Origin of the sequence: Sphingomonas lacusdianchii (genome assembly GCF_022664395.1) — a bacterium.
Lineage (GTDB): Bacteria > Pseudomonadota > Alphaproteobacteria > Sphingomonadales > Sphingomonadaceae > Sphingomonas > Sphingomonas lacusdianchii.
Genome location: NZ_JAKRET010000044.1, coordinates 1 through 7,482 on the forward strand (window position 1 = coordinate 1; position 7,482 = coordinate 7,482).

Annotated in this window: 5 protein-coding genes and 2 pseudogenes; 3 read left to right on the plus strand and 4 right to left on the minus strand. The window is 65.0% G+C overall.

Features of this window, described 5'->3' with window-relative positions; all coding sequences use genetic code 11:
• Positions 1-108: 108 nt before the first annotated feature.
• Positions 109-759, plus strand: a pseudogene (locus MF607_RS21995) (SDR family NAD(P)-dependent oxidoreductase).
• 87 nt (positions 760-846) lie between these two features.
• On the opposite strand, the gene MF607_RS22000 reads toward MF607_RS21995, so the two are convergent.
• The 3 genes from MF607_RS22000 to MF607_RS22010 all read right to left on the minus strand — a co-directional run bounded on the left by MF607_RS22000 (position 847) and on the right by MF607_RS22010 (position 4,688).
• Entirely contained in the window at positions 847-1,974 is a 1,128-nt protein-coding gene (locus MF607_RS22000) for a PepSY-associated TM helix domain-containing protein (RefSeq protein WP_242122311.1), read from the minus strand.
• Complete coding sequence (locus tag MF607_RS22005) at positions 1,974-4,193, minus strand: TonB-dependent receptor (protein WP_242122312.1); 2,220 nt, start codon at positions 4,191-4,193, stop codon at positions 1,974-1,976. Before MF607_RS22005 ends, MF607_RS22000 begins: the two co-directional genes overlap by 1 nt.
• A gap of 84 nt (positions 4,194-4,277) precedes the next feature.
• Positions 4,278-4,688: a DUF2946 family protein gene (locus MF607_RS22010; RefSeq protein ID WP_242122313.1), complete on the minus strand. Its 411-nt coding sequence runs from the start codon at positions 4,686-4,688 to the stop codon at positions 4,278-4,280.
• Between the two features lie 278 nt (positions 4,689-4,966).
• Between MF607_RS22010 and MF607_RS22015 the strand changes: the two genes are divergently transcribed.
• Both MF607_RS22015 and MF607_RS22020 read left to right on the plus strand, forming a co-directional pair.
• Positions 4,967-6,799 carry a DUF885 domain-containing protein gene (locus MF607_RS22015; RefSeq protein ID WP_242122314.1) on the plus strand — a complete coding sequence of 611 codons (1,833 nt, stop codon included), beginning with the start codon at positions 4,967-4,969 and terminating at the stop codon, positions 6,797-6,799.
• Positions 6,800-6,919: 120 nt separating this feature from the next.
• A complete protein-coding gene (locus MF607_RS22020; protein WP_242122315.1) occupies positions 6,920-7,324 on the plus strand; it encodes an ester cyclase in 405 nt (134 codons plus the stop codon).
• 31 nt (positions 7,325-7,355) lie between these two features.
• Here the strand turns inward: MF607_RS22020 and MF607_RS22025 are convergent.
• Positions 7,356-7,482, minus strand: a pseudogene (locus MF607_RS22025) (IS5 family transposase); the annotation flags it as partial.

Genomic DNA, 7,482 nt, shown 5'->3' on the forward strand with positions numbered 1-7,482 from the left:
TGTTCGGTCAACTCAAGATCAATCGGGCCATCGCCACCCGATACGATCAACTGGCCAACAGCTTCCTCGGCATGGTCCACATCGCCACCGCACGATACTGGCTCAAATTTGTCCACGCCGCCTAACAATCACCCCGGACCACCCGGTGGGGGCTGCTCAGGTCAACTCGGCGATCGTGGCCAGGTCCTCGCCAATGATGCCGCTGATCCTGCCAGCGTCGCCATGCTGGCCGAAACGGCAAACAATGCGGGCGGCCTGGACGGACTTTGGCTCAACGCCGGATATGCCGCGCTCGGCACGCCTGAAGAAGTCGACGCCAGTGCCCTCGACCGGATGATGGCCGCCAACGTGCGGGGTCCGATGCTTCAACTCGCTGCGCTGTCCGATCACCTGAGGGACGGGGCCTCGGTCGTCGTCACGTCATCGTCCTCAACCTATGAGGGAGCCGCTGCCACAAGCCTGTAAGCTGCCACCAAAGGGGCACTGGTCGCGATGGCACGGTCTTGGGCAACGGCATTCGCGCCGCGAGGCATCCGTGTGAACGTCGTTGTGCCCGGACCGATCGACACCAATTTCCGCCATTTCCTGCCCGATGAGGCAAAACGTGGTATCGAGGATTTCGTCGTGGGTCAGGTCCCGCTGGGTCGCCTTGGTACACCCGAGGAAGCGGCGGCTGTTGCGCTGTTCCTCCTCTCGGACGATGCCTCCTACGTCACCGGCAGCCAATATGCCGTCGATGGTGGCCTAATTATGCAGTAGCCGCCCGTTCTCGTTTCCCGATCCCCAATGGGAATGCACCGGCGTGCCGGTCACCGTTCCTACTTGGGAAAGCTGGTGCCAAGGCAGTCAGACCATGCGTGCAGCCTTTCGCCGGCGCAGCCAATGAAGGATGCCTGTCGCCAACAGGATCGTCGGGACGAAGCCGATCAACACCGCGAGGATGCGGGTCGCCACCCCGCCCACCGTGCCGTCGTGTAGTGTGCGGATCCAACTCGCCACGGCGGTGCCGGTGCCGGCCCGGCGAACATCATGCACGGCCAGCACGCGACCGGAGAACTGGTCGATAAACACATAGCTGCCGGGGAAGCGCCGGTGCGGATCACCGGGCACCTGCGACCGGACCCGGATCGGTGCATCGCCGGCACCCGGTATGTCGATGAAGACGATGCGGCCGTCCGGCAGAGCGCGATGAGCCGCGTCGAACGCTTGGACGATCGCGATTTGGCGATCACCTTCCCCTGCCGATTTCGGCGCGGGAATGGTCGCAGGAGCCAGCAACGCCTGCGTGACGGCGGGCAGCGCCAGCAGTACGCCCGTCGCCACCAGCACGAACAGCAGCGCCATGCTCCACAGGCCGGACAGTTTGTGAAAGTCGCGCAGTCGGCGGATCGGCGCGGCGTCGCGCTTGAAGGCGAGCCCCTTGCGCCAGCTTCCACGCGGCCACCACGCCGCGATGCCGCTGACGAGCAGCAGGAGCATCGCCACGCCCGACCAGCCCACCACCTGACCACCGAGGTCGCCGGCAAGCAGCGCCATATGGAGCTGGTAGAGCCAGCTCATCAGATAGCCGCCCCAGGGTTCGGCACGGACGATCCAGGTGCCGTCAGGCGAGAACCAGACCATCATCCGATCGGTATGATGGCCGTGACTGGACGCCGGGTAGTAGCGGGCGGGAATGGGGCCGCCTTCGCCTGTCACCTCCAGCGTCCACTTGTCGCCCGGATGGTGCCAGCGGGCACGCCCGGTCGCCAGCGCGCGATCCCATGCCGGCGAGGCCAAGCCAGGCGGCAAATCACCCGGTTCCGCTTCGACCACCGGATGGAGCGCGGCATCGATACCGGTGTAGAACACCAGCGCCGACCCGGTGAGGCCCAGCACCGCGAACAGCAGCCCCAGGCTCAACCCCAGCCACAGATGAACGCGGCGCACGAGAATGCGCGCGCGCGTCGCTGCCGATCGCGGGTGCCCGGCCATTAGAACCGCGTCGCCAGCGCCACTTCGAACGATCGCGGCGCACCGATATAGACGTTGGTGGTCGGGTAGCCCGAATATTCGCCGTAGAAGGCCTCGGTCAGGTTCCGACCACGCAGCGTCAGAGTTGCTTGCGGTGCGACCGGGAACGAGAGGCTGGCATCCAGCACGGTATGCCCTGCGACCCGGAAAGTGTTGGCCGTGTCGGTGTAGAAGGCGCTGGCGTGCCGCAGGAAGCCGCCCACCGTCACCTTGTCCGCGATCGTGTAGAGCGCCGAGGCGTTCACGGTGGTCGAAGGAATGTTAATCGGGCGGTTGCCGCTCCGGTCGATCCGCTCGCCCCCCACCAGCTCGGAAAGCTCGTCATATTGCGCATCGGTGTAGGATACGCCGCCTGACAGGCGCAGCGCCTTCGCCGGCGAGACGACGGCGGACAGCTCGACGCCCTGCGACGATTGCCGCCCGCCCTGCACCGTCAGCGTCGGGTTGTTCGGATCGCGGGTCAGGATGTCGCGCTGCTCGATGCGATAGGCCGCGCCGGTGACGCTCGCCCGCCCGCCCCATGCGGTCGCCTTGAATCCGGCCTCGTAGGCGCGACCCTTCGTCAGTCGGAAGCGGCTGTTGGCGATCGAGGCCAGCAGGATCGAGGACACCGGCGATACCGCCGTCGTATATTGCGCGTAGAGCGTCAGGCTCGGTGTCACGTCCCGCGTGGTGCCCGCCCGCCACGACACGGGGTCGAAGGTCGGGCTGTTGCGATCAGCCGCGCCTGTCGCGTTCTGGATCGTCGTCCGATCGAGCGCGATGTGGTCCCAGCGCACCCCGCCCACCAGCAGCCATTTGGATGTCAGATTCAGCGCATCTTCCGCGAACACGGAGGTCTGTTTCAGCTTGGAGTCGAAAGTGACGTTGGTGGTGGTGAAGATCGCCGTGCCTGTCGGCAGCGGCACGACGGCCGGATTTCGCACGTCCACTGCGGGCAGCGCCGTCACCGGGGCCTGTTGCCGCAGGCTGGTGAAGTCGGTGTCGTTATGCTCGACACCTAGGCTGAAACGGTTGCGCAGCCCCGCGATCCGGCTGTCGTTGCCGACGACCCCGCGCGCGTTCCAGAATTGGTGATCGTGGCGAAAATCCTGATGGCTTTGGCGGAAGCTGCCATTGGGAAAGGCTGCGGTGGGCGCGACGAAGGTCTGGCTGTCCGTCAGCATAAACTGCCGATCGGCGGTGTAGCCGGCCAGGTCGATCGCGAAGGTCCACCCGCTGCCGATCGACCAGTCGAGCCGCGAGCGCACGGTGGTTTCATCGGCACCGGAATAGGCGCCTTGGGGATTGTAGTTACGCCGGCGCAGCGCGCGATCGGCGACCAGGCCGTTCCCCGTCGTGACGGCATCGGTCGGGTGCAGGGCATATTGGCCGGGGATCAGCGGCAGGCCCTGATAGGTGGCATCGTAGCGATCCTCGAAATGATCGACGGCGACGAGCAGCGACAGCCGATCGATCGGCTTCCACAGCGCGCTCGCGGTCAGCCCGGCCGAGAAGGTGTCGTTATTGTCCACGTCGTAGAGGCTGTCCGATCGCTGATAGCTGGCGTCCGCCCGCACCGCGATCGTGGACGATACCGGGAGGTTGACCCCGCCGGCCGCGAACACCGTGTTGAAGCTGCCGACCGACCGCAGCGTGTCGAGATGCCGTTCGCCCAGCACCGGCTTGCGCGTCACCTTGTTGATGACGCCCGCCAGCGCGCCTTCGCCGTAGAGAACCGAGGCCGGCCCCTTCAGCACCTCGACCCGATCATAGTGCCAGTTGTTGCTATCGCGCTGAACGACGGTTGAAGTCGAAATCCGCACGCCGTCCTGAAGGATCGATACGGTGTTGCCGGCGAAGCCGCGCAAGCTGACGATGGCCGGGTTGCCCGGCACGTTGCCGGAGATCGCACCCACCACGTCGTTGAACGTCTCGCGCGCAGTGCGAAGGCCAGAAACCTGGAGATCGTCCTGCGTTAGCATTTCGACGCTCGCCGGCGTCTCCCGGATCGACAATCCGAGGCGGCTGCTCGTCTGCGCCTGATTGTCGAGCTTCAGTGGATCGCGCTGGCCATTGACGACGATTGTCGCGCCGGTGCGATCGTCAGTGGTGTTGGTGCTTCGCACCTGTGCATCGGCCGGCACGGCCAGCAGCAGGCAGGGCGCAGCCGCGCCCGCCAGAAGATAGGATCGGAACATGGGAATACCTTTGACCGGCCCGACGCCTAAGGATGCGGGCCGCAACTCATGGTCGCGCCGAATGAATCGGCGCGTGATGACAGGTCAGAGGTAGAACGGCGGTCCGCGCAGTGGAGGCCGTAGATGAGCCAAACGTGAGGGTGCTGGCGGGATAGTCGCGATCAGGCCGAGGGCCAGGATGAAGACGATCAGGGCGGCAACCTGGACAGGATCGACCGTCCCCAGCATCGCGGCCGACAGGCCCGAAAAAGCGCAGGGCATTTCCGCCTTGCCGTGATCCTTCGACTTGCCGTGATCGGGCATGTCGCCATGCATCCCCGGCATGTCCATCGTCATGGTCGCCGGACCGAAGCCCGAGCATATCGTGACGGTCATGCGACCATGATCGTTGTCGATCATGTAGCCGGTGGGGACCAGCAGCTTTAGCAGCAGTGTCGCCGCGCACAGCAGCACGGCAAAATGGCGTTGCGCGAGAAGTTGCCGGACGGCCTGCACGAAGGCTAACTAGCTGTGCATTTGGGACGTGTCACTGAGGCAATCGGTCCCACAGCCCTTTCTCAAAAGGCGTCTCGCAAATCGGTTTTGGGAAGCCAGTCGTGTTCCCAAAATTCGATCCCAATGGGGAATGCCCCAGTCACTCCGGTTTCCATAAGCCAGACTAGATTTGCCGGAGGATCTCGGATGTGAGTGGCTGATATGGCAGCGGACATTCGGGGCCGGCTGTGCCATCATCGGTTTGACGATCCAATTCGTCGGCCGGTCCTTGGGGTGCGATGAACAGGCGAGAGCTCTGCCATTCGACGCTTGCCGTAACCTTCCTATGCGGAAGCCGGGCGGTTCGTGCGCAGCCAACGCAAGCGGATCAGCAACTCACCCGTGCCTTCGACGACTTCTACGCAACCGCGCTGCGTGAAGTGCCGGAGTTCGCGACCATCTTCGGGGTCGATACCGGGGATCGCGCGATTCTGAAGTCCAGACTTCACGACGGATCGCTGAACGGCATACAACGTCGCCGACGGATCGTCGTAGACCAGCTGGCGACCCTTCGATCCGTCGATCGCGCCAGCCTGGATGAGCAGAGCCGCATCGACTATGATTGCGTCCGCTACGACCGCGAGATGATCGCCCGCGCGCATGAGCGATTCGCGTATGGCGGCTTCATCTACAGCGGCGAAGGCGCAGGCTCACCCTATGTGCTCAGCCAGATCGACGGCGCCTACCTGACCGTGCCCGAACTGCTGACCACGCAGCACACGATCGCGACGGGGCAGGATTGCGAGGCCTATCTGTCCCGCCTCGACGCCTTCGCCACGCTCCTCGACCAGGAGGCTGATCGCGTTCGGCACGACGCGGCATCGGGCGTTGCACCGCCGGACTTCGCCCTTGCCGGCGCACTGGCGCAGACGAACGCCCTCGCGGCGCCGACGGATCGCTCGGCGCTCGTCTCCTCTCTCGTGCATCGTGCCGAAGCGGCAAAGGTGGCAGGTGACTGGGTGAAGCGGACAGCCGCGATCCATGAGCGGCGCGTGTTGCCCGCGCTCGAGCGGCAGGCGACGCTGCTTCGGACGTTGCAGCCGTCAGCTTCGGCCAAGCCTGGCGTCTGGCGGCTGCCCGATGGTGATGCCTATTACGCCGAGGCGCTGCGGACCGCGACTACCACCGACATGACCCCTGACGAGGTACATCGGCTCGGTGCCGAGCTGACCGCGAAGCTGATGGCACAGGCCGAGATGCTGTTCGCGCAGATCGGATCGACGAAGGGGAGCGTTTCGGAGCGGTATGCCGCGCTGTTCCGAGACCCGCGCTACCTCTATCCCGATACCGACCAAGGGCGCTCGGACGAGATCGCCGCATTGAACCGGGTCATGCGCGATATGGAGGCGCGGCTGCCGCGCTGGTTCGGGACCGTGCCGAAAGCCGGGCTGGAGATCAGGCGCGTGCCCCCCGCATCCCAAGGCGGTGAGAGTTCGCATTACACGCCCGGCAGCATCGACGGCCGCCGGCCGGGGGTCTACTGGCTCAACATGCGGGACATGGGCGAGGTGCCGATGTTCACCGCCGTGACCACCAGTTTTCACGAAGGGATTCCGGGCCACCATCTTCAGGTCAGCCTGCAGACCGGATCGAGCATCCCCGACGTGCGCAAGCTGCTGTTCCCCAACGCCTATCTCGAGGGCTGGGCGCATTACGCCGAGCAGCTCGCCGACGAGATCGGGGCGTTTGCGGGGCAGCCGGCATGGCAGCTCGGCTATGTGCACGAAGCGCTGCTCCGGGCTGGCAGGCTCGTGGTCGATACGGGCATTCACGCCAGGCGGTGGAACCGGTCGAAGGCGGTCGCCGAGTTGCACGGGATCACGGGCGATCCCATCGCCTCGTGCGAGCAGGAGGTCGAGCGCTACGCCTGCTCCCCGGGCCAGGCCTGCGGCTACACGATCGGCAAGGCGGCAATCCTGCGGCTTCGCGAGAAAGCGAAGCGGGCCCTCGGTCGTCGCTTCGACGTCCGCCGATTCCACGATGCGGTGCTTCTCGGCGGTTCGATGCCGCTATCGGTGCTGGAAGGCAGAGTGGATGCGTTCATTGCACGGCAACGCCAGCGCCATGCTTGACGGGGGCATTCCCCCGGTTGGATCGAAACCCGGAAACGGTCGAGAGTTGGCGCACCGAGTAGGTCGACGGGATGCAGGCCATCCTTGAAAGCGTAACGATGCCAATCGGAGGATTTGACAGTGTTGCATGATCCCAAGAACGTCGTTCGCCGCTTCAACGAGGAGGTGATCGCTGCCGGCGACCGCGCCGCATTTGACGAGCTGATGGCGCCCGACTTCGTCAACCGCTCGGCAGCGCCTGGCGCACCGAACGGGGGCGAGAGCATGTGGGACACCTTCCAGAACGTCCTGCGCCCGGCGCTTGCAGAACTGTCGGTGACGATCCACGATCAGATCGCCGAGGGCGACAAGGTGACCACCCGCAAGACCATAACGGGCCGGCACACAGGCACGTTGGCCGGCGTCGAGGCAACGGGAAAGGACGTCGCCATCGACGTCATCGACATCGTGAGGGTCGAAGGCGGACGCTATGTCGAGCACTGGGGGACCAACACACTACCGAGCGTGTTGGCGCAGCTCCACTGAGCAGCCTCCACCGGGTGGTCCGGGGTGATTGTTAGGCATCGTGGACAAAGGGTAGCCAGAGCAGAACTGATGCGAGGCTGACAAAGCCGATGTAGGATTCTGCGGTTTTGTCGTACCGGGTGGCGACCCGTCGCCAATTCTTGAGCTTGTTGAACAAG

Coding starts and splice junctions, on each gene's coding strand:
- MF607_RS22015 (WP_242122314.1), top strand. CDS start 4,967: ATGAACAGGCGAGAGCTCTGCCATTCGACGCTTGCCGTAACCTTCCTA.
- MF607_RS22000 (WP_242122311.1), bottom strand. CDS start 1,974: ATGGCCGGGCACCCGCGATCGGCAGCGACGCGCGCGCGCATTCTCGTG.
- MF607_RS22005 (WP_242122312.1), bottom strand. CDS start 4,193: ATGTTCCGATCCTATCTTCTGGCGGGCGCGGCTGCGCCCTGCCTGCTG.